Here is a 21,385-nt window from a genome sequence, read left to right on the forward strand (position 1 = left end):
TGGATACTGCCTCATGATCAGCGTATTCGATATTTTCAAAATCGGTATTGGCCCGTCGAGCTCCCACACCGTCGGCCCCATGAAAGCCGGTAAGCAGTTCACGGACGACCTGATCGCACGCGACATGCTGCGCAACGATACGCGCGTAGTGGTAGATGTTTATGGCTCGTTATCCTTGACCGGCAAAGGTCACCATACTGATATTGCTATTATTATGGGCCTTGCAGGCAATCTACCGGACAGTGTCGACATCGACGCTATACCCGCATTTATTCAGGATGTTAATACCCACAGCCGACTGATGCTGGCAAATGGCCGTCAGGAGGTTGAGTTTCCCGTCGACCAGTGCATGAATTTCCATGCCGACAACCTCTCGCTGCATGAAAACGGCATGCGCATCACGGCGCTGGCGGGCGAAAACGTGCTCTACAGCCAGACGTACTACTCCATTGGCGGGGGCTTTATTGTCGATGAAGACCATTTTGGTCAGGAAAACAGCGCGCCAGTTGCCGTACCCTGGCCCTATAAAAATGCCGCTGACCTTCAACAGCACTGTCGTGACAGCGGCCTGTCGCTCTCCGGCCTGATGATGCAAAACGAGCTGGCCCTGCACAGCAAGGAGGCGCTCGAACAGCACTTTGCTCAGGTGTGGGAAGTGATGCGAGGCGGCATTGAGCGTGGCATTACCACCGAAGGTGTGTTGCCGGGCAAATTGCGGGTTCCTCGTCGCGCCGCCGCCCTGCGTCGCCTGTTGGTCAGTAGCGATAAAACCACCAGTGATCCAATGGCAGTGGTCGACTGGATCAATATGTTCGCCCTTGCAGTCAACGAAGAAAACGCAGCAGGCGGGCGCGTAGTCACCGCCCCGACAAACGGTGCCTGCGGGATAGTGCCTGCGGTACTGGCCTACTATGACAAGTTTATCCGCGAAGTGAATGCTAACTCTCTTGCGCGCTACCTGCTTACTGCCAGCGCTATTGGTTCACTCTATAAGATGAACGCCTCCATTTCCGGTGCTGAAGTCGGCTGCCAGGGTGAGGTAGGCGTCGCCTGCTCGATGGCGGCGGCTGGTCTGGCGGAGCTCTTAGGTGGCAGCCCGGCCCAGGTCTGTATCGCCGCTGAAATTGGTATGGAGCATAATCTCGGTTTGACCTGCGATCCGGTGGCAGGACAGGTTCAGGTCCCTTGCATCGAGCGTAACGCTATTGCCTCGGTAAAGGCGGTGAACGCTGCCCGTATGGCGCTACGCCGCACCAGCGAGCCGCGCGTCTGTCTCGATAAAGTGATCGAAACCATGTACGAAACCGGCAAAGACATGAACGCCAAATACCGTGAGACATCACGCGGTGGACTGGCAATGAAAATCGTCACCTGCGATTAATGCCCGGACGCCCCCTTTTGCGGGGCGTCTTCCCAATCCCTGCGTCACCGATAGTCTCCCGCCCCGGTCAATGTTACCCTTAGCGCGTTTCACACCAGGAGGGAACTGTGGCCATTCATCTGCTTATTGTCGACGCGCTTAACCTTATCCGCCGCATTCATGCGGTTCAGGGTTCCCCCTGTGTTACGACCTGCCAGCATGCGCTTGATTTGCTCATACATCATAGTGAACCCACCCATGCGGTGGCGGTGTTTGATGATGAGGCGCGCAAGACCGGCTGGCGTCACCAAATCCTGCCCGATTACAAAGCGGGCCGTCCCCCCATGCCTGACACCCTTCATGATGAAATGCCCGCCCTGCGCACCGCCTTTGCCGAACGCGGGGTTCAGAGCTGGGTATCGCCTGGAAACGAAGCCGACGATCTGGCGGCAACCCTGGCCGTTAAAGTGGCGAAAGCAGGCCATCAGGCAACGATTGTCTCCACCGACAAGGGCTACTGCCAGTTGCTCGCTCCTGGCATTCGCATCCGCGACTATTTTCAGAAACGCTGGCTGGACGCCCTTTTTATTGAGAATGAGTTTGGCGTACTGCCGCAGCAGCTCGCTGATTACTGGGGGCTGGCGGGTATCAGCAGTTCTAAGGTGCCGGGTGTGGCGGGGATTGGCCCTAAAAGCGCCACGCAGCTACTGAAGCAGTATCAAACGCTGGAGGGCGTTTATGCCCATCTGGATGCGGTACAGGAAAAGTGGCGAAACAAGCTGGAAATGCATAAAGCGATGGCGTTTATGTGTCGGGACATTGCCCGTCTGCAAACGGATATACAGATAGATGGCAATTTGCAGCAGTTGCGTTTAGTGAAACGGTAGGCATCAGATTACCGGGCCGGTGCGAAACCAGCCCGATATGCCTCTGAGGCTAGCGCTCGTCGCGACGCCCGCCGACGGCCGCCCACCAGCGACGCACATGTACCGTTACTTCTTCACGATCGTGGTACAACTGACGCGCCTGAATCTCAACGTTAATCCCTTTTTCGTTCAACTGCTCCTGGATATAAGCCAGGTTTTGCTGCACCTCTTCATAGCGCTTTTTCATTGGCAGCTTGAGGTTGAAAATGGTCTCGCGGCACCAGCCGTTAACCAGCCATTGCGCCATCAACGCAGCGACTTTCGCCGGTTTTTCGACCATATCACACACCATCCAGGTGATGTTGTTACGGGTAGGACGATAGCGGAAACCATCTTCCGGCAGCCAGGTTACCTGCCCGGTATCCATCAGGCTTTGCGCCATCGGACCGTTATCAACAGAGACGACCCACATATTGCGCTTCACCAGTTGGTAGGTCCAGCCGCCAGGGCAGGCCCCCAGATCAACCGCATGCATACCGTTTGCCAGGCGCTCATCCCACTCATCGGCAGGAATAAACACATGAAATGCCTCTTCCAGCTTCAGAGTCGAACGACTTGGCGCATCGGACGGGAATTTGAGGCGTGGGATACCCATATAGAACGGCGAGTTGTTATACGAGTAGGAATACCCGGTATAGCAACAGCCTGGTGCGATAAAGAAAACGTGCACTACCGGGCGTTTTGCTGAATCGCTGCGTGCCAGCACACCGGCTTCCCGTAACGCGCTGCGCAGCGGCACGGTGAACTTGCGGCAGAACTTCATCAGCTCTTTGCTTTCGTTGGTATCGGCAACTTCAACGCGCAGATCGCCAGCTTTCTCCACTACGCCCTGCAGCATACCCACAACCGGCGTGATGCGATCCTCAGGGGGCAGATGCTGTAACAACTCCCCGACCACAAACATCTGACGAGCAAAAATCAGCGAACTGAACGGCAGTTCACGCGCCAGTTTGTCCGCATCATCAGGTTGATAACATTCAAAGATGACATACCCTGAATGTTCTTTAACACGTGCGAAGCCAAAGACTTCGCGACGCCCGGCTTTATCGGTAATTTCTGCGGCGCACTCTTTCTCAAAACCAGGGCGACACAACAAAACCACTTTATTCATGAACAACGCCCTTACGTTTCAGACGAATAGCACCAATAAACATCAATACCCAACCGGCGAGGAAACAGACACCGCCAACGGGGGTAACAAACGCCCAAAGGCGTAAATGCGAGAGCGCAAGGCAGTAGAGGCTGCCGCTAAACAACACCGTGCCCAGCGCGAGAAAAACACTACTCCAGTAAAACCAGATACTGATACGACGTTGCATTGCCACCGCTAGCCCAAAGATGGCGAGCGTGTGGAATGCCTGGTAATCAAGGCCGGTCTGGATCCAGCCCATTTCAACAACACCTATCGACTTACTTAAAACGTGCGCGCCGAACGCCCCGAGCGCGACATAAACAAAGCCACTCACTGCGGCAAAAATCAGCATGAAACGGCTGGTCATGTGTCTACCTTATGAAAGAGCGCATCGCGCGCTGCCATTATTGTTCGTAACGGAAACGGAATTTTTCCTGTTCGTTTGCCGCTTTTGCCAGTATCCACTGTCGAAAGGCGGCTATTTTACCCAGTTCTGCCTGACTGTCATGACAAACCAGATAAAAAGCATTCTTACTGACCAAAACATCATTAAAGGGGCAGACCAGACGACCCGCCTCAATTTCCGACTGCGCCATCACATTATTGGCAAGCGCAATTCCCTGTCCGTGGATAGCCGCCTGCAGCACCATTGAACTATGGCTGAAGATGGGGCCCTGCTGAACATTAAGATTAAGCCCTAACTGACGTGTGTAAGTTTGCCAGTCGCGACGAGAAGCATCATGCAACAGAGTATGATTAGCCAGATCCGCAGGGGTTTTCAGCGGCTTCTCACCGGTTAATAACAGCGGCGAGCAGACCGGCAACAGATATTCTGCGTATAATTTTTCAACACGCAAGCCAGGCCAGTTACCGCGACCATAAAAAATAGCGACATCCACATCGTCGGCAAGTTTATCTTCCTGACGATCTACAGCCTGTATTCGAACATCGATTCCCGGATAAGCTGAGTTAAAGCTGGAAAGCCGTGGCACCATCCACTGAATGGCAAAACTGGGCAGTAATGAAACCGTTAATGCCCCTTTTGCGCTACGCGCCTGAAGTTTACGCGTTGCCTCAGTAAGCTGAGAAAAAATCTCTTTAATGTCCTGAAAATAGCTCTGCCCCTCCTCCGTTAACAACAGCGAACGGTTGCGGCGACGGAACAGTTTTAACCCCAGGAAATCCTCAAGAGACTTGATTTGGTGGCTGACTGCGGCCTGCGTAACAAAGAGTTCATCGGCAGCGCGCGTGAAACTTAAATGGCGGGCAGCAGCATCAAAAACACGTAATGCATTAAGAGGTGGCAATCGCTTGGACATGGTTATCAGGCTTAGATGTAATGGCGTTTTAACAAACAGGAAACAACGTTTAACCTATTAGTTTTTTTTATCTGATCCATTATAAATTGTCCGTTGAGCTTCTACCAGCAAATACCTATAGTGGCGGCACTTCCTGAGCCGGAACGAGAAGCTTTTTTTGGAATGCGTGTTCTGAAGGGCTTTTGGCTTGCGGTTGTGATGTTGTGTTGTTGTGTTTGCAATTGGTCTGCGATTCAGACCACGGTAGCCACGCTACCCCTTTTCACTTCCTGTACATTTACCCTGTCTGTCCATAGTGATTAATGTAGCACCGCAAATTTGCGGTGCTTTTTTTTGCCTGAAAAAAGACGTTAGTCCTTTTCGAGCGCAACCATCTCTTTAATATCAGTACGGTTGATTTGCTGCTTGTTACCATTGGCATCTTTATAAGAAATCATGCCGGTCTGGTCATCAGTTTTTGGTTTACCTTCAGAGATAATGGTACGACCATCATTGGTGTGCATCGCATAGTTCGGACCCGAACAGGCGCTCAGTGTAAAAGTGAGCATACAGGCAGAGATAATTGCAGCAGCCTTTTTCATCTTCTTCTCCTTTTAGCAATTAATGCTATCTAAAGCTCATTTCATAACAGGCAAAGAAAGTTGCCCAACACTATTTAGCATAACCTGCTTACTGAACACTGCACGGACAAACAGATAATTCTTATGGTTATCAACCTCCTTGCCCCCAGGCTGAAATTGCGCGACGATCGGCCTAATGAAAAGAGGAACGCTATGAATGCTTTCAGCCCGGCGCAGTTTCGCGCCCAGTTTCCCGCGCTTGCGGATGCCGGTATCTACCTCGACAGTGCCGCGACGGCATTAAAACCTCAGGCCGTTATCGAGGCGACACAGCAGTTTTACAGCCTGAGTGCCGGTAATGTGCACCGTAGCCAGTACGCCGAAGCGCAAAAACTCACGGCCCGTTACGAGGCGGCCCGCGATCAGGTGGCGCGACTTATTAATGCCGCATCCGGGAAGAGTATCGTCTGGACGCGTGGTACCACCGAAGCCATTAACATGGTCGCCCAAAGCTGGGCCAGGCCGCGCCTTAAGCCCGGCGATGAAATTATCGTCAGCGAAGCTGAGCATCATGCGAATCTGGTGCCCTGGCTAATGGTGGCTGAACAAACCGGGGCGCGAATTATCAAACTGCCGTTGGGTGAAGACAGATTGCCGGATCTGGATATGCTGACCACGCTCATCACCCCACGCAGCCGTATTCTTGCGCTTGGGCAGATGTCAAACGTCACCGGCGGCTGCCCGGATCTTCAGCGCGCCACTGCACTTGCTCATGAAGCGGGAATGGTTGTCGTGGTCGATGGCGCACAAGGTGTGGTGCATTTCCCGGCCGACGTTCAGCGTCTGGATATCGATTTTTACGCCTTCTCCGGTCATAAACTCTATGGCCCAACCGGCATCGGTGTGCTGTATGGTAAGCACGCGTTGTTAAAGGAGATGTCCCCGTGGCTGGGGGGTGGCAAGATGATAACCGAAGTGAGCTTTGACGGCTTCGACACCCAGCCCGTTCCGTACAAACTGGAAGCTGGCACGCCTAACGTGGCGGGCGTCATTGGTCTGAGTGCGGCGCTGGAGTGGCTGAATGGCATCGACATTGCGCAGGCGGAAAGTTACAGCCGCGGGCTGGCGACCCTTGCTGAAGAGGCGCTCGCCAGACGGCCCGGATTTCGCTCGTTCCGCGTTCAGGACTCCAGCCTGCTGGCCTTTGATTTCGCAGGCGTTCACCACAGCGATATGGTCACGCTGCTGGCTGGCTATGGCATCGCGCTACGCGCCGGGCAGCACTGCGCTCAGCCTTTGCTTTCGGCACTTGGCGTAAAAGGCACGCTTCGCGCCTCTTTCGCACCGTATAATACACGGCACGATGTGGAGGCGTTGGTTGACGCCGTTGACCGCGCCCTGAACCTGTTGGTGGACTAATGAGCAATGCTGTTTATGCCGGACATCCGTTCGGCCATGCTGTCAGCGAAGCGGCGCTTCGCCAGACATTTTCGCCGCTTAAGCAGTGGGAAGATAAATATCGCCAGTTAATTCTGCTGGGTAAGCAGTTGCCATCACTCAGCGATGAACTGAAAGCGCAGGCGCAGGAGATTGCCGGATGTGAAAATCGGGTCTGGCTCGGCCATACGCTTTCAGACGATGGCACACTGCATTTCTTTGGCGACAGCGAAGGACGTATCGTTCGCGGGATGCTGGCGGTTCTGTTGGCCGCCATTGAAGGGAAGCGCCCGGAGGCGCTGCTTGCCGAAGACCCGCTCGCCCTCTTCGATGAACTGGGTCTACGTGCCGAACTTAGCGCATCACGCAACCAGGGGCTGGCCGCACTCAGCGCCGCCGTCCAGAAGGCGGCCCGCCAGGTTCAGCCCTGACGCGCTGCCTTTGCCATCATCTTTTTCAGCGCATGGGAGACTGCCACAAAACCAAAGGTGGCAGTCACCATCGTTGCCGCGCCAAAGCCAGAGGCGCAGTCCATTCTTTTCGGCCCTTCCGCTGTACTCTTCATGGCACACACTGACCCGTCTGCCTGCGGATAAACCAGGGCTTCGGTCGAGAAGACGCAGTCAACGCCGAGCTTACCTTTACTGTTTTTCACCACGCCAAAATCGCTTTTCAGACGTTCGCGCAGTTTTGCCGCCAGCGGATCCTGAATGGTCTTCGCCAGATCGGTGACCTGGATTTGTGTCGGATCGATCTGTCCACCGGCCCCGCCCGTCGTCACCAGCGGAATTTTATAGCGCCGGCAGTATGCAATCAGCGCCGCTTTGGGTCTTACACTGTCGATGGCATCAATAACGTAGCTAAAGCCCTGGTTCAGAAGGGTGGCGACATTTTCCCCGGTGAGGAAATCGTCCACGACCGTGACACGGCATTCCGGGTTGATCTGCTGAATGCGCTGCGCCATCACTTCCGCTTTCGCCAGTCCTACGTTGTCCCGCAGGGCGTGGATCTGTCGGTTGGTATTGGTGACGCAGACATCATCCATATCAATCAGCGTAATCGCTCCGATGCCGGTGCGGGCAAGTGCCTCTGCCGCCCATGAACCCACACCGCCGATACCCACTACACACACATGCGCGCTGGCAAAGAGATGCAGGGCATTTTCGCCGTACAAACGTGCCGTACCGCCGAAACGCTGGCGCCAGGCGTCGCTGATGACAACAGACATAAAACCTCAGAATGCGTTTAAAAACTGGAAGGAAAAAAACTCTCCCGCCTGAGCGAGAGAGAGTGTGGAGTGTATCACATTCAGCCGCTGAACACGTTGCCGGTGCCTGGTGCGGTTTTCAGCACCCATACACGACCATAATGGTTGTACCACCCCGCACGATGACCGGCATCCGGACCAATGCCCTGATAAATATCAAAGTGTTGCCCTTTGATTGCCCCGCCTACATCAAGGGCGACCATCAGACGTAGTTCATACTGACCGGTAAATTTGCCGTTCACATCCAGCAGCGGGACTTCGGCAAGCAGGGTGGTACCCGCCGGAATAATGCTGCGATCGGACGCCACCGAGGCGCGACCAATCAGCGGCACTGCACTCGCTCCTTTCACCGGTGCATAAGACTGAGGTTTAAAGAAGACGAAGGAGGGGTTTTGCTCCAGCAGCTCGCGGACCTGGGCTTCGCTATGGGTTTCTCCCCAGTGGCGAATAGCCTGCATCGACATGTCTTCTTTCTTCACTTCACCGCGATCGATAAGCACCTTACCGATACTGCGGTACGCATGACCATTCTTCCCGGCGTAGCTAAAGAAGTTCAACGGGCTGCCATCGCCGAAATCGATATAACCACTGCCCTGGACATCCATGATGAAGTTATCCATCAGAGAATTGCTGTAGGCAAGAACATAACTGTCACTCAGACCACCGGCATAAATTTCAGCGCGTGACGGCAAACGCCCGCGTTTAGGCGGCATACGGTAAATAGGGTACTGAAATTCCCCCTGCCGCGTGTGGCGAGCCTGCACCACCGGTGTGTAATAGCCGGTGAACTGGACGTTACCGTAGTTATCTGCCCCTTCCATCTGCCAGGCATCAATGCCGAACTGGCGCATATTACGGGTGTCCCCGCCGGCGCGCAGCCAATCCTGGACCGCGCTGTAAACCGCGCTCTGGCCGGAGTAAAGACGTGGTGATGCACTGCGGATCTGGCTCACTTGCTCAGAGAAATCACCAGCGTTGATTGGCGCGCCAATCGCGTCGGGCTGGTTTACCAGAGAGAAGGGCTGATTAAATTTGCCATCTTTATACTGTTGACCGCGATCGGTCGGTTTTGACGTACAGGCTGCAAGCAGTGCCACCATTGCGCCTGTGAGTAGATATGTTGCCCAACGTCCTTTCATGGTTTCTCATCTTTTAATTAATCCGGAGCGTGATGAAGATAACAAACCACCTCCGCGAATGAAATGCGATTGCGCAACCTGACGCAAATCCGGTACAAAAAACAACCGCATCGTGCTGTTTTTATACAAATATCGCTCAATTACGCCATTCCGTTAAAAAAGGGTTGCATCAGAATGTTAGCGGAGTATAGTGCGCATCCACGGACGCGGGGTGGAGCAGCCTGGTAGCTCGTCGGGCTCATAACCCGAAGGTCGTCAGTTCAAATCTGGCCCCCGCAACCAATTAAAATCAGAAGTAAATTTACTCGATGGAAGAGTAAACGCGGACGCGGGGTGGAGCAGCCTGGTAGCTCGTCGGGCTCATAACCCGAAGGTCGTCAGTTCAAATCTGGCCCCCGCAACCAATTACAATCTGATGCAAGTTTACTCGATAAAGAGTAAAGACGGACGCGGGGTGGAGCAGCCTGGTAGCTCGTCGGGCTCATAACCCGAAGGTCGTCGGTTCAAATCCGGCCCCCGCAACCAATACATTAAACACCTTAACGGGTGTTTTTTTGTTTTTATTCTTCATCCTTCACGCTGCGCCATTGTTGGCTGCCGTCATTTACCCCGGTCACGTACTTTTGTACGCTCCCGGAGATGCATTCCGTTGCCGCCTCGGCGCAACCCGAATGATTCGAATAAAATATTCAGTGTTCATCCTTCACGCTGCGCCAGCGCTGGCTGCCGTCATTTACCCCGGTTACGTACTTTTGTACGCTCCCGGAGATGCATTCCGTTGCCGCCTCGGCGCAACCCGAATGATTCGAATAAAATATTCAGTGTTCATCCTTCACGCTTCGCCAGCCCTGGCTGCCGTCATTTACCCCGGTCACGTACTTTTGTACGCGCCTGGAGATGCATTCAAACAGAGCAACCCGACTAAGGCATTACCCTCTTCTCGCCAGCGTTGCCCCATCGGCAAAATAGGCTTTAATCCCGGCCAGAATAGACTCTGCCACCTCTTGCTGGAATTTTGCCGTCCTGAGCTTGCGCTCCTCTTCAACATTACTGATGAACGCCGTTTCGACGAGGATCGACGGAATATCCGGCGCTTTTAACACCGCAAACCCCGCCTGCTCAACCCGGTTTTTATGCAGGCTGTTAACATTTCCCAACCTGTTGAGCACCGCTTTGCCAAACTTCAGGCTGTCGTTAATCGTAAGCGACTGCACCATATCAAACATCGTATGGTCGAGATATCGATCGCCGCTTTTGCTGACGCCCCCAATTAAGTCCGCGGCGTTCTGCGTCTCTGCCAGATATTTGGCGGCCGTACTGGTGGCCCCTTTTGTTGAGAGGGCAAACACGGAAGATCCATGCGGCTGGCGGCTACTAAACGCATCGGCATGAATAGAAACAAACAGATCCGCACGTTGCTTCTGCGCCTTCGCCACCCGGACCTTGAGCGGAATGAAGACATCTTCATTACGTGTCATATAGGCCTTCATATTGCCCTCTTTCTCGATAAGCGCACGTAAGCGCCGGGCAATCTGCAGCACAACATCCTTTTCGCGGGTCCGGTATTTACCGATAGCGCCAGGATCCTCACCACCATGACCAGGATCCAGCATGATGACAATCGGGCGATCGCGCCCTGCTTTACCGGGCTGCGGGCCACTCTGCGCTGGCGGAACCTGTTTCTCCAGGTCGCCCTGGTTATACTCCTCAAGCAGCGCCAGTAACGGATCCTGAACGTCTTTGGCATTGGCCGGGTAGAGATCCATGACCAGACGCTCTTTGAACCCGGCGACCGGGGCCAGGGCAAAGAGCTGAGGTTTGATATCCTGCTTAAGCTCAAACACCATACGAACGGTTTGTGGGTCAAACTGCCCTACCCGTGCAGATTTAATGAAAGGATCGTCATTACGAATCTGCGCCCCCATTCCTTTCAGAACAGAGTTAAGGTTTACGCCTTCGAGATCCACAACCAGCCGATCGGGATTGCTCAGTGAAAACTGACGATACTGAATGACCCGGTTGGACTCTACTGTTACACGGGTATAGGTAGTCGCAGGCCAGACGCGCACGGCGACCACCTGGCTTACGGCGGCAAGACCGACCTGACTCACGCTTAATAACCACATGGCTCCCGCGCCCTGTATCAATTTGCGGCGACTTAGCGCTTTTTGACTTCCCGACATGCCTCTCCCGAGCAAAAGCAAAATAATGAATGACCGTATAAACGCCAGAATTGACCGAAAACTTTAACGAATGATGCATAAACTGTCATCTATAAAACGGTAAATGAGGGGCTATCCCGCCTTAACGTTTGATAAAGGTCATTAAGCGCTAATGCATTTTTGGCTTGCACAACAGCCAATAAAAGAATAAAAATACACTTTTTACGAATAATCATGCAGTGAGGGTTGGCCGTGGTAAAGGAACGTAAAACCGAACTGGTGCAGGGATTTCGCCACTCTGTCCCCTATATCAATACCCACCGGGGCAAAACCTTTGTCATTATGTTAGGTGGCGAAGCCATCGAACATGAGAATTTTTCCAGTATTGTCAATGACATCGGGTTATTACACAGCCTGGGGATTCGTCTGGTTGTCGTCTATGGCGCACGTCCGCAAATTGACGCCAATCTTGCTGCGCACCAGCACGAGCCGCTTTATCACAAACATATCCGCGTTACGGACGCCAAAACGCTGGAGCTGGTGAAACAGGCTGCCGGGCTTTTGCAACTGGATATCACCGCCCGACTCTCCATGAGTCTGAACAATACGCCACTGCAGGGCGCGCACATTAATGTGGTCAGCGGTAACTTTATCATCGCTCAGCCCCTTGGCGTTGATGATGGCGTGGATTATTGCCATAGCGGGCGCATTCGCCGTATTGATGAAGAGGCGATTCATCGCCAGCTGGACAGCGGCGCGATTGTACTAATGGGGCCGGTTGCCGTCTCTGTTACCGGGGAGAGCTTCAACCTCACCTCCGAAGAGATAGCCACCCAGCTTGCCATTAAACTGAAAGCGGAAAAAATGATTGGCTTTTGCTCATCGCAAGGGGTCTATGATGAAGAGGGGCACATTGTCTCTGAACTGTTCCCGAATGAAGCACAGGCCCGTGTAGAAGCGCTGGAAGAACAAGGCGATTACCATTCAGGGACGGTGCGCTTCCTGCGTGGCGCGATGAAAGCTTGTCGCAGTGGAGTCCGCCGCAGCCATCTGATTAGCTATCAGGAAGACGGTGCACTGCTGCAGGAGCTGTTCTCACGTGACGGTATCGGAACCCAAATCGTCATGGAAAGTGCGGAACAAATCCGCCGCGCCACCATCAACGATATCGGCGGTATTCTTGAACTGATTCGTCCACTGGAACAACAGGGCATCCTGGTTCGTCGTTCCCGCGAGCAACTGGAGATGGAAATTGACAAATTTACCGTCGTTCAGCGCGATAACCTGACAATCGCCTGCGCTGCCCTCTACCCCTTCCCGGAAGAAAAAATCGGTGAAATGGCCTGTGTTGCGGTGCACCCGGATTACCGGAGCTCATCGCGCGGCGAGATATTACTGGAGCGTATTGCCGCTCAGGCTAAGCAGATGGGGCTGACTAAACTCTTTGTTCTGACCACCCGCAGTATTCACTGGTTCCAGGAGCGTGGATTCACGCCGGTCGACATCGACTCGTTGCCGGAAAGCAAAAAAGAGATGTACAACTACCAGCGCCGTTCAAAGGTGCTGATGGCAGACCTGACCTGACAAGCTGCCCCGCCGGGTAAAAATCTTATCCGGCGTTTATCCTCAACTGAACCTGGCCCGAATCCTGCCGCTTTTTAAGTCAGAGAAGGTTAATCAGCGGCCCTGTAAAAGCAGCCGCTGAATTCACGCGGGTTAATTCTCGAGCCTTAACATACTGACCGAATCAAAAGCAGTATCTCAGGTTTCCGGGGATAGCTGAAAAAGAGCATCAAGACCGCTTCGCCGCTCCGTACGGGTGGCGATAGCCTGCGCCAGTACGCGGTCATCCGCATACAGAGAGAGCCGTTTTTTGGCACGGGTGATGGCGGTATAGACCAGTTCCCGTGTGAGCACCGGAACAAACTGCGCCGGCAGGATCAGAGCAGCATGATCGAACTCCGACCCTTGTGATTTATGGACCGTCATCGCCCATGCGGTCTCATGTTCCGGTAAACGGCTCGGCTGCACGGACTTCATCGTCCCATCGGGCATCGGGAACCAGACGCGAAGCCCCTCTCCCTGATTGAGAGCAATGCCAATATCACCATTAAAGAGCCCCAGCGATGAATCATTGCGGGTAATCATCACCGGACGTCCGTGATACCAGTAGCCATGTGCCGGGCGGGAAATGCGTCTCTGGCGCACCAGTGCCATCTCCAGGCGTTCGTTTAATCCACTGACACCGAAGGGGCCCTCCCGCAGGGCACAGAGCAGTTGATACTCACCAAATGCAGTGAGGATTTCCTGAGGACTAACGTCCTTTCTCAGTAACACGAGGTAACGATCATAGCCGGTCAGCGCGTCATCAATCATTACCTGGTACTCTTGCGCAGTCAGCAACCCTTTACGCTCAATGTCAGCGAATGCCTGATTAAGCACGGCATGCGTGGCTGCCTTGTCGCCGCGGTTCACGGCGCCAGCCAGTTGCCCTATGCCGGAGTCACTGCCAAACCGGTAACTTTGTTGCAGCAAACAGAGGCTGTCGCGTAGCGCACGCGCGGCGGTTCCCTCTCCGCTGGGTACCGTAAAACCCGTTATGCGGGAGAGCTCTGCGGCACGTTCAGCAGTAAAACCTGCATTGACCCAGGCGCAGATATCACCCAGTACCGCCCCGGCTTCCACCGACGCAAGCTGGTCGCGATCGCCGAGAAAAATGACGCGTGCATGGGCAGGCAGCGCATCAATCAGACGCGACATCATTGGCAGGTCAATCATTGAGGCCTCGTCCACTACCAGCACGTCCAGATGCAAGGGATTCCCGACATGATGCCGTAAGCGCTGACTGCCGGGCACAGCCCCCAGCAACCGGTGCAGGGTACTGGCTTCGTCCGGCAAGAGGGCCTTTTGTGCTTCTGAGAGCGGTAACTGGCGTAACGCTTTACCGAGCGATTCTGTCAGACGCGCGGCCGCCTTACCGGTCGGTGCCGCCAGTTTGATTCGGCAGCGCTCGCCGTCGGCCATCTGCACCATGGCCGCCAGCAGCCTGGCAACCGTCGTGGTTTTACCCGTCCCCGGCCCACCTGAAATCACTGAAATACGCCGGGTAAGCGCAACCGCCGCCGCGATTTTTTGCCAGTTAATGGCGTCCGTGGCGGGCAAAAAAGCATCCAGCGCTTGCTTGAGGCGATCTTCATTCACCGACAAGGGCTGATTCACCCGGGCAAAGAATTCCGCCACCCGCTGTTCGTTACACCACATGCGGTTCAGATAGAGCCGGTTTCCGGCAAGGATCATTGGCGCGAGGGCCTCCTCTTCGCCCACGGCAGGGGACTTCTGTAGCACATCACGCCAGTTATCCAGATGACCAAGGTGATCGAAAATCGCCTGCATAACGGGGGATGAATGACTTGCGCTACTCTCCTGACTCAGACGTTCCAGCGGCAAACAGACATGCCCTTCCCCCGCGTCACGGCTTAACAGCGCCGCCGCCACCATGACGGCAGGTTGCTCATTACCCGCAACCGTAAAGGCAAACTGCACATCCAGCGGACGTAATAATTTCTGTACTACTGCCTCTTGCAGCAATGTTCGTAACGTCATGACGCCACCTCCTGACATTCACCCGCAAAAAGCGCATCCATTTCGTTGATCAGCGCCGCGTCAGGACGGGTGGTAAAAATGCCCTGTCCCGGCTTACCGGGTTCAACGCCGCGCAGGAAAAGATAGATAACACCGCCGAAATGGTGCTCATAATCATAATTTTCAATGCGATGGCGAAGATAACGGTGCAGCGCAAGGGTATAAAGTTGATATTGCAGGTCGTAGCGGTGCGACTGCATTGCCGCGATCATCGCCTCGCGGGTATATGCTTCGCTGGAGTCTCCCAGCCAGTTGGATTTGTAGTCCAGCAGGTAATAGCGACCGTTGTGGCGAAACACAAGGTCGATAAAGCCTTTGAGCATGCCGCGCACCTCGCGGAAGTCCAGCGGTGGACAGCCCGCCGACAGGGGATCGTAATGCCGAATCAGCGCATCGAGTCGCTCGGCGCGCAGGTTCTGTTCAATGGGGACGTAAAACTCCAGCTCCACCTGCTTGTCTCTGGCGGTGAGCTCGCACAATGCCAGTCCGGTATCGCCCAGAGGCGCATGCAAAACGGCCTCCAGCCAGTCGCTGATGACGGGCTGCCAGTGGGCCTCGAAACCGCCGGCCAGCAGCTTTTCGCTAACCCATTCTGCTGAAATCGCCTGAGTAAAATCGAGATCTTCAAAAAGCCCATGCAGAAAGGTTCCCGGAGAGGCACCGCGCGGAAACTGATGCGCCGTTAACCCGGTTTCAGCCAGCGACTCACGCTCACCTGCAGCATCCACATCCAGCCGCGGGAGAAGATCCTGTGCAATGCCATGAGCGCGCTGCTGCAACCCGGAGTAACTGGTGACGCGCCAGTCATCAGCAACGACGCGTTGCACCTGTCGTGCCTGCAGGGTTAAGGCCCCATTTTCCGGCGTCTCCCAGCGGAGGTTGTCTGGCGTGGCAGGCGTCCGCAGTTCGATATTCTCATTGCAAAGCGCCTCCACCGCCGCGTGAAGTCTACGGGCATCCATCGGTTCACCACGCTGGATAAGACGCCCCAGTGCGCTTAGGTGAAAATCAGTGTCGCCCGTTTTTTCGCCCCGGCCGCGAAACAAGGGTGCAATACCCAGGCTGCAGTGCCAGACCGAACGGGTTAAGGCAACGTAAAGCAGACGCAGGTCTTCCGCCAGCCGTTCTGTTTCAGCCAGCGCCAGGCTTTCTTCATCTCCGCTGAGGTCAAGCACCGACGCGTAAGTGGTCCTGTCGTGATAGAAGGCCTGATCCTGGACGCGGAAATTGGCAATAAACGGCAGCCAGACCACCGGATACTCCAGACCTTTCGATTTATGGATGGTGACGATTTTCACCAGATGCTTATCGCTTTCCAGCCGCAACTGCTCGCTGGCGGCGTTGGTATCCGGCTCTGCAATATGCTGCGCCAACCAGCGCACCAGCGCATGTTCGCTTTCCGCCTGCGTCCCGGCCTCCTGTAACAGCTCACTGAGGTGCAAAATGTCAGTCAACCGACGCTCTCCCCCCGCTGTCGCCAGAAGGTTTTCTGCGATATGGCGTGCACTCATCAGTGCATGCAGCATCGGCATCACGCCCCGCTTTTGCCACAGCTCGCGCCATCGGGCAAACTCTTCTACCACCGCATCCCAGGCCGTTTCGTCGTTGTTTAGCATCTCGATGTCAAGCGCACTCAGACCCAGCATCGAGGTTGCCAGTGCGCTACGCAGCGTGTTTTCACGCTCGGGCGCCAGTATCGCCTGCAGGAGCCATAACATCTCCTGGGCTTCCGGCGTTTCAAAAACACTGTCGCGGTTAGAGAGGTATACGGAGGGGATGTTCAGCAGCCCCAGCGCATCGCGTATAAGCGAGGCTTCATGGCGACTACGGACTAATACGGTGATGTCTGATGCCCTTAACGGGCGCGATTTATCTCCGTCAAGAAGTTGCGCGTCGCCTGCCTGGCCGGCAATCAGCCAGTCACGGATCTGCGCCGCACAGTGCCCAGCCATGAGTGACTGATAGTCAGCAACCCCGACGCCTTCGCCCTCCATCAGCCACATGGACATCGCCGGATGAGGCTTGCCGTTGACCACAAAGCGCAGTGACTGATTTCTGGCCGCCGACTTCACCGGCTGAAAAGGAATTTGCCGGAACATAAAAGCGTCATCAATCTGGCTGAAGATACGGTTTACGCTCTCAACCATGCCCGGCGCTGAACGCCAGTTTGTATCCAGCGTGTAGTGCGCCGTGACTTCTCCACGCGCTTTCATATAGGTAAAAATATCCGCGCCGCGAAACGCATAAATAGCCTGTTTAGGATCGCCAATCAGCAAAAGCGCACCGTCCGGCTGGTTATGCCATATGCGCCGGAAAATACGGTACTGCTGCGGGTCCGTATCCTGAAACTCATCGATCATTGCGACCGGAAAACGTGTGCGAATCGCCGTTGCCAGCGCATCGCCGTTGGCGCTTTGCAATGCGCTGTCCAGCCGTCCCAGCATATCGTCAAAACCTAACTGACCACGACGGCGTTTTTCCCGCGCAATCGTCTCACGGATTTCACGCATGGCGCGGGTTAGCATCAGATCTTTCAGGGTCAATGGCGCGGCGAGCAGTGCCTCGATAGCGTCAAACACCGGGTGTTCAGGCGCAACCGTACCTGGCTTTGTGCGTTCGCGCAGAAACGACTGCGCAAACTTTTCCAGCGGCTCCGGCAACTGGTAACTCAGCGTCTCCTCTTCGGCCCAGGCGCTGATCTTTGCTATCCACCGCGCCTGGTTTGCCCGATTGAATTTCTGCCGCATAATGCCTGAGCCCTCAATAAGGGGGTCCAGTTCTGCCACTGAGGCAAGCCAAAGCTGCTTAACGTTATTGATATGCTCAAGGATTTTCTGGTGACGACTTTGCAGGGTCTCATCGTCAGGTGGCGCGGATTTAATTTTCGGCGCTTCACCCTGTAAATAGCGATCGATAGCCTTTAATAGCTCATGCGGTCCCTTCCAGGAGGCGTGAACAACCTGAGCGAGATCGCGCGGTAACGGATAACAGTGGCGACGCCAGAAGTCTGCACACGCCTGATAACGCAGAAGCGACTCATCCTCAATCAGCTGCTGTTCGAACAACATTCCTGATTCAAAGGCATTAAGGCTGAGCATACGCTGGCAGAAACCGTGAATGGTAAAGACCGCGGCTTCGTCCATCTGGCGTTCAGCAAGCATAAGCAACTCAGCGGCTTGCGAAGTGTCGTCGATCTCTGCAAGCAGACCTGCATAAAGCGGGTTATCGGACGCGCCTCGCAGGCAGGCGATGCGTAAGTCATGAATATTGCTACGAATACGTCCGCGCAATTCAGCGGTGGCCGCCTCGGTAAAGGTGACCACCAGAAGTTCTTCAACATTCAGTGGCCTCGGCCAGGCAGATGCCCCGCCGAGGCCGAGTAATAACCGCAGATAAAGGGCGGCAATGGTGAAGGTTTTACCGGTGCCCGCAGAGGCTTCAATCAGTCGCTCACCGGTTAGCGGCAGGCGCAGGGGATCCAGTGGCTCAGCGGTTTCACTCATTTTTCTCGCTCATCAGGAACTAAAGGTAAGGACTGTTGTAACGAGCTGACGTTTTCCCATACTTTCCAGCCATCAGGATGGACGTACTCCGCTTTCCCGCTCTGGCTTCCTGAAATCTGAGACAAGATAGCCATCCCCTGCGGCTCAACCACCGCCTGGTGGAAAAAGTCGGCAAGTTTTTGCGGCGTCAGCTGTTTTATCTGAGCGACTACTTTATCACGTGAATCAAAGCGCATATTACCGCGATCGAAATCTTTGCTGAGCTTCGAGGCTTCCTCACCCAGGGTCTGCGGCGCTTGTTCAATCTGGGCGATTACCCCCTGCTGTACCTGGGCAAACTCTTCAGGTTTCAGGTTACGTAATTTCGCCTCAGCCGTCGGGAAGAAGGCTTTATAACGTTCCCATAAGTAGGCTGGCTGCTTTTCATTGCTTTGTAGCAAGAAGCCCATCCCCCACTGCCGACCAACGCTCATCGGGAAAGCAAAAACCGCATAACCCAGTTGCTCTTCCGTGCGCAGCTGGTTGTAGAACCACGGCTGGACTATCTGCCCCAGCATTGCGCTGTACGCTGTACTTGTAAACTCATCGTACCCTTTTGGAACAAAGATCGCGGCCAGCGCGGAGTCCGTGCTGTTGCCCGCTTTTTCGAAGATGACCGACTGCTGTTTGTCCACCAGCACGTCTTTATTGCGACACCACTCAGTGCCATTCGCCCCCAAACTTTGCTGAACGCGATGGGCGAGATCTTTTGCCTGCTGTTCCGTCAGATTCCCCACCACGAGGAACTCCGGGCGCGCGTTGGCCTTCAAAGCGTCACGGTAGCTCAGCACATCATTCAGGCTGATAGACGGCAGCAGCGCCCGACGCTCTTCACGCTGGAAATAGGGCACTTGTGAGAGCATCTGAACAGGCATGATTGCCTGATCGAACGCTTTGCCTTTTTCAGCCGAATCCATCATTTGTGCATACCATGACTTCGCCTGCTCAAGCTGCTCTGCGGTAGGGGTATAGCTGAAATAACCGTCGAGTAACGCCTGGAAAAGCTGTGGTAACCGCTGGGTATAACCATTTGCATTAAGCATCAGGCCATTGTTTGCATTGGTAGAGAAGCTTATCCCTCCCACGGCGGCCTGGTTACTTAACTGATCCAGCGCAATGCCCGCAAGGTAATCATTCAGGGCGAACATTACCTGGTTTTTTGCGCTGTCCATCGCCTGCGGATTACGCAAAACGACGCTTACATCTGCCTTCGGCTCGCTGGCAAAGAAACGACTTGGGCTATAAACCACACGCAAATTCGGTTCGTCCACAATAAGCGCCGGATGCTTATCATTTTTTTCAGGCTTGATGAGGGTGAAATCATCAGGAATGTAAGGGTTGAGCTGAGGCGTTTGCAGGGTGATGGCATCGGCCTGCTTTTGCCAGTCAGCAAACGTCTTCGCAGAGATTTTATCAACCTGGTAGGGCGCATTGACGAAGTAGGCTGTTTTGTTGTGCGGTTCGTCAGGGCTGATATACCAGATTCGCGCATTTTCTGGCGTCATCTCATCAAGACGGGCCTGAATAGCTTTCGGGTCATACCGATCGGCAATATTAACCGAATCCAGAGTATGGGCGACCGGTACGCGAATCATGGTATCCGCCAGCCATTCGACATAGCCCATATCGCGGGTGATAGAAGGGTAGCGGAAATCCAGATCCAGGATGTGCGCCAGCTCATCAAAGTACCGTTTGTCGACGCCTTTATCACGCAGCATAGTGAGATAGCTGAAAATCGCGGCGACAACCGTATCACGGTTAGCCAGCCCTTTATCCGTCAACGTGACCGAGATGGCCAGCACGCCACTGTTACCATTGACGACAGGGTCGGAGTCGCCTCTTATCCCTTCAGCCAGCCCCTGTTTTTGCAGCCAGTCAGAGAGCGTACCTGGGCTGCGATTGCCCACAAGATAGGTGATAAGTTCATCCGTTTTACTGCGAAACTGTGCGGTATTGTTATCAATACGGAACTCCACACGCACCACTTTGCGAGGGACTGCGGGGACGTAGTGAATGATGACGCCTTTTTGCGCATCGGTCACCACCGGCACATCAATCTCAGGGCGCGTGATGTGCTTATCAGGAACGCGCCCCCAGGTTTTAGCGGCAATTTTTGCCAGTTCAGGTAGCGGGCGATTACTGTAAATGACCGCCTTCATCAGGTTGGCGGAGTAATATTTATCGCGAAAGGCGAGCAAGGCGTCATGCACCGGGTTGCCTGGCTTATCGCTGAGGGTTTCCAGATTGCCGCCCGAGAATTTCGACCCCGGGTGTGCCGGATTAATGGTCTCCGCGCTGACTTGCGCCATACGCATGCCGTCACGCGTGCGGGCCATCGTCAGTTCGGCATTCACCGCATTACGTTCACGATCGGCATATTTTTTTTGCAGCAGCGGTTCAGCAATTGCATCAGCGAGACGATCGACCGCCCCTTCAAGGGCATTGTTTTCCACTTCAAGGTAATAGGCGGTGCGATAGGGCGCCGTACTGGCATTATGGCTACCGCCGTGAAGCTTGAGGTATTCCGCCAGGCTGTCCGGGGAGGGGTATTTTTTTGAGCCCATCAGGGTCATGTGCTCCAGATAATGAGCAAGCCCCTGGTGAGAATCCGGATCCTGAAGAGAACCTACAGGCACCACCATCGCACAGAGCGATTTTACCGCTTGCGGATCGGATACCAGCAGCACAACCATGCCGTTATCCAGCCGCACGGCCTGGTACTGGCGCGTATCTTTATCGCTCTTGCGGATAGTTTCCTGAACAGGCTGCCAGCCTTTATCTGCCTGACTGTATGACGCCCAGAGGGCAAAAATTACAACAAATGCATTTAACCAGGTGCTGCGGGGCATTCACGAACCTCATCATTAACTATCCCGTTGATTTTCCTGACCATGAAAAT

15 protein-coding genes and 3 tRNA genes are annotated in these 21,385 nt (G+C 54.5%); 8 read left to right on the top strand and 10 right to left on the bottom strand.

The features are described from left to right. Positions 1-13: 13 nt before the first annotated feature. Both M1D91_RS18590 and xni read left to right on the top strand, forming a co-directional pair. Positions 14-1,381, top strand: coding sequence for an L-serine ammonia-lyase (locus M1D91_RS18590; protein ID WP_437433666.1), 1,368 nt, complete (start codon positions 14-16; stop codon positions 1,379-1,381). 107 nt (positions 1,382-1,488) lie between these two features. Further along, the gene (gene xni, locus M1D91_RS18595) at positions 1,489-2,247 is read left to right on the top strand and encodes a flap endonuclease Xni (protein WP_437433667.1); all 759 of its coding nucleotides are present in this window, start codon (positions 1,489-1,491) and stop codon (positions 2,245-2,247) included. A gap of 49 nt (positions 2,248-2,296) precedes the next feature. On the opposite strand, the gene rlmM is transcribed toward xni, so the two are convergent. From rlmM to M1D91_RS18615, 4 genes are all read right to left on the bottom strand, one after another. After that, on the bottom strand, positions 2,297-3,397 hold the full coding sequence (gene rlmM, locus M1D91_RS18600; RefSeq protein WP_437433668.1) for a 23S rRNA (cytidine(2498)-2'-O)-methyltransferase RlmM: 1,101 nt from the start codon (positions 3,395-3,397) through the stop codon (positions 2,297-2,299). After that, positions 3,390-3,785, bottom strand: a complete 396-nt coding sequence (locus M1D91_RS18605) for a DUF423 domain-containing protein (protein ID WP_437433669.1) — start codon at positions 3,783-3,785, stop codon at positions 3,390-3,392. The genes rlmM and M1D91_RS18605 overlap by 8 nt, the downstream gene beginning before the upstream one ends. A gap of 37 nt (positions 3,786-3,822) precedes the next feature. Then, entirely contained in the window at positions 3,823-4,737 is a 915-nt protein-coding gene (gene gcvA / locus M1D91_RS18610) for a glycine cleavage system transcriptional regulator GcvA (protein WP_437433670.1), read from the bottom strand. Between the two features lie 350 nt (positions 4,738-5,087). Then, positions 5,088-5,318, bottom strand: a complete 231-nt coding sequence (locus M1D91_RS18615; RefSeq protein ID WP_437433671.1) for a YgdI/YgdR family lipoprotein — start codon at positions 5,316-5,318, stop codon at positions 5,088-5,090. Positions 5,319-5,510: 192 nt separating this feature from the next. Here M1D91_RS18615 and csdA point away from each other — a divergent pair, with 192 nt between their 5' ends. Beyond that, positions 5,511-6,716: a cysteine desulfurase CsdA gene (csdA, locus tag M1D91_RS18620; protein WP_437433672.1), complete on the top strand. Its 1,206-nt coding sequence runs from the start codon at positions 5,511-5,513 to the stop codon at positions 6,714-6,716. After that, the gene (gene csdE, locus M1D91_RS18625) at positions 6,716-7,165 is read left to right on the top strand and encodes a cysteine desulfurase sulfur acceptor subunit CsdE (RefSeq protein ID WP_437433673.1); all 450 of its coding nucleotides are present in this window, start codon (positions 6,716-6,718) and stop codon (positions 7,163-7,165) included. The genes csdA and csdE overlap by 1 nt, the downstream gene beginning before the upstream one ends. Here csdE and tcdA read toward each other — a convergent pair. Together tcdA and mltA are read right to left on the bottom strand one after the other, a co-directional pair. Further along, positions 7,156-7,962, bottom strand: coding sequence for a tRNA cyclic N6-threonylcarbamoyladenosine(37) synthase TcdA (gene tcdA / locus M1D91_RS18630; protein ID WP_437433674.1), 807 nt, complete (start codon positions 7,960-7,962; stop codon positions 7,156-7,158). The genes csdE and tcdA overlap by 10 nt on opposite strands. Positions 7,963-8,042: 80 nt before the next feature. Further along, complete coding sequence (mltA, locus tag M1D91_RS18635; protein ID WP_437433675.1) at positions 8,043-9,140, bottom strand: murein transglycosylase A; 1,098 nt, start codon at positions 9,138-9,140, stop codon at positions 8,043-8,045. 205 nt (positions 9,141-9,345) lie between these two features. On the opposite strand from mltA, the gene M1D91_RS18640 reads away from it, so the two are divergent. The 3 genes from M1D91_RS18640 (at position 9,346) to M1D91_RS18650 (ending at position 9,665) form a co-directional block, all read left to right on the top strand. Beyond that, positions 9,346-9,422 (top strand) — tRNA-Met (locus tag M1D91_RS18640). A 45-nt stretch (positions 9,423-9,467) separates the two neighbouring features. Further along, positions 9,468-9,544, top strand: a tRNA-Met gene (locus tag M1D91_RS18645). 44 nt (positions 9,545-9,588) lie between these two features. Continuing rightward, positions 9,589-9,665 (top strand) — tRNA-Met (locus M1D91_RS18650). A 404-nt stretch (positions 9,666-10,069) separates the two neighbouring features. On the opposite strand, the gene amiC is transcribed toward M1D91_RS18650, so the two are convergent. Then, a complete protein-coding gene (gene amiC / locus M1D91_RS18655) occupies positions 10,070-11,323 on the bottom strand; it encodes an N-acetylmuramoyl-L-alanine amidase AmiC (protein WP_437433676.1) in 1,254 nt (417 codons plus the stop codon). 231 nt (positions 11,324-11,554) lie between these two features. On the opposite strand from amiC, the gene argA reads away from it, so the two are divergent. Further along, the gene (gene argA / locus M1D91_RS18660) at positions 11,555-12,886 is read left to right on the top strand and encodes an amino-acid N-acetyltransferase (protein ID WP_437433677.1); all 1,332 of its coding nucleotides are present in this window, start codon (positions 11,555-11,557) and stop codon (positions 12,884-12,886) included. A 177-nt stretch (positions 12,887-13,063) separates the two neighbouring features. On the opposite strand, the gene recD is transcribed toward argA, so the two are convergent. Genes recD through ptrA form a run of 3 tightly spaced genes read right to left on the bottom strand, consistent with a single transcriptional unit; the run spans position 13,064 to position 21,335 of the window. Further along, positions 13,064-14,905, bottom strand: coding sequence for an exodeoxyribonuclease V subunit alpha (gene recD, locus M1D91_RS18665; protein WP_437433678.1), 1,842 nt, complete (start codon positions 14,903-14,905; stop codon positions 13,064-13,066). Beyond that, positions 14,902-18,447 (bottom strand): exodeoxyribonuclease V subunit beta, encoded by a 3,546-nt coding sequence (gene recB / locus M1D91_RS18670; RefSeq protein WP_437433679.1) that lies wholly within the window; start codon positions 18,445-18,447, stop codon positions 14,902-14,904. Before recB ends, recD begins: the two co-directional genes overlap by 4 nt. Next, positions 18,444-21,335, bottom strand: a complete 2,892-nt coding sequence (gene ptrA / locus M1D91_RS18675; protein WP_437433680.1) for a pitrilysin — start codon at positions 21,333-21,335, stop codon at positions 18,444-18,446. The genes recB and ptrA overlap by 4 nt, the downstream gene beginning before the upstream one ends. Positions 21,336-21,385 lie beyond the last annotated feature (50 nt).

The organism is Enterobacter sp. SA197, assembly GCF_054131575.1.